Below are 1,847 nucleotides of genomic sequence, written 5' to 3'. Positions count from 1 at the left end.
GTATGGTAACTCTCACGAATAGGTTGGAACGCAGAAGGGGGCTGTAAATCTCTGAACAATCTCATCTGATTAGAAAGAAAAAATATTAATTGCGTAATTGACGATGTATCAGGTAAAAATCTGCCGGCAGCTCCCAATTGTAAATCGTTGCGTGCAACTTTTTCGTATGCATCTGAATATTTTACAACCGCACGCATTTCATCGAAAATATCTTTCGTTGGCGTATTTACTAAATCAACGCCGCCGTTCAATCCAAGAATATTTTGGTTGTAAATTTCGTTGAAATAAACATTCAAATTATCACTGATGTTATGGCGCAACTTTAGTCGCACATTCCAAGAATTGTATTCACTGTTAGCATATCTTCCATCGGCAACAATTCTTTGCACTCCGCCTGTGAGATTAAAGTTGTGCAAAATGTTTTGGCTGAACATTCCATCTAAATAAGTTTCTTCATAAGCCGATTCGCTGTAACGCAAACGGGTGTATGGTGTATTATTATTGTAGAATTTAGAAACCATGTTTACCAAACTACCGGTACTGTTGAAGGTGTATAAGAACGCTTTTGTGCTGTTAATAAATTCAATTCGTTCAATATTTTCGGTAGGGAAATAATTCAGATTATAAAAGCCAGTAATCGGATCGTTTAGAGAAATTCCGTTATGTGCTAAAACAATTGTTCTATAATCGGTATAATTTGATAATAGAGTGTGCGGTTGCCCAAAACTGCTAAAATTATATAGAAATACACCCGCGAATGATTCGAGTAAATTACCCAAATGACGATAATTACTGTGGCGAATCGTTGTGGACGACTCGATTCGTCGAGAGTCGTCCAACTTTGTGTAAGTAGGTAAAGTAGGCGCTAACACTCCAATGTTTTGAATTGGTGTGATTCTCTTTGGATAAAGTAATTTGGTAGCTAAAGTATCGATAATCTCAGTAGTATCAGAATAAGCAGGTGTTTCAAGAGTATCGCTAAATACGGTGGAAGAACTTTTCGATGGTAAAATAGCTGCGATGCAGAAGATGAATAGTATGATTATGTACTTTTGTTTACTCACAATTCGGATGTTCTTAGGAATATTTTTAAAAATATAGAGAAACCGATAGATATATGCAAAATTATTGTTTCTTTTAGTGGATTGAATTATCTTGATGTGAAATTTAATAACAAGGTTAATTATGTTTTCAAATCGGACAAATTGGAATCTTTCCCCCAACCGGTTGACGAAGTTGATAGAAGAACGGCGACAACAAGGGCACGTGATTTTAGACTTAACCGAATCGAATCCGACTAAAGTAGGTTTCGACTTTTACAACGAGAGTATGTTAAACCCTCTTAAAAATAAAAGTAATTTAATTTATGAACCTGACCCGAAAGGTTTATTAGATACAAGGGTTGCAGTGAGTGAGTATTATAGCCAGCACAATACCGATGTTAGACCGGAAAATATTATACTGACATCAGGCAGCAGTGAAGCATATAGTTTTATATTAAGACTAATAGCGGATGTTGATGATGAAGTTTTAGTACCGGTTCCAAGTTATCCGCTGCTGAATATTATTTCGCAGATCAATGATGTTGTTTTGAAAAATTATCAGATCGTATATGATGGCGAATGGCATATTGACTTTGAGTCGATAGAGTCGGCTATTACAAAAAATACAAGAGCGATTTTAGTAATACATCCGAACAATCCTACTGGTTCCTATGTAAAAGTATTTGAATACAATAAGCTAGTGTTAAGTTAAGTATGAAATGACGTAATTATTTATTATCTTTGCCATAAAAAAAACTATGGCAATAAAATATACGATTCACCTTACTAAGTCAGAAAGAGAAG

2 protein-coding genes are annotated in these 1,847 nt (G+C 35.1%); one reads left to right on the top strand and one right to left on the bottom strand.

Annotated elements, in window-relative coordinates; genetic code table 11:
• The coding region (locus QME58_14235; GenBank protein MDI6804972.1) for a TonB-dependent receptor plug domain-containing protein at positions 1-1,064 on the bottom strand (1,064 nt) is incomplete at its 3' end.
• 121 nt (positions 1,065-1,185) lie between these two features.
• Between QME58_14235 and QME58_14230 the strand changes: the two genes are divergently transcribed.
• The gene (locus QME58_14230; protein MDI6804971.1) at positions 1,186-1,755 is read left to right on the top strand and encodes a pyridoxal phosphate-dependent aminotransferase; all 570 of its coding nucleotides are present in this window, start codon (positions 1,186-1,188) and stop codon (positions 1,753-1,755) included.
• Positions 1,756-1,847 lie beyond the last annotated feature (92 nt).

This window comes from Bacteroidota bacterium (assembly GCA_030017895.1).
Taxonomy (GTDB): Bacteria; Bacteroidota; Ignavibacteria; order UBA10030; family BY39; genus JASEGV01.
This window is presented reverse-complemented; position numbering and strand designations above follow the sequence as displayed.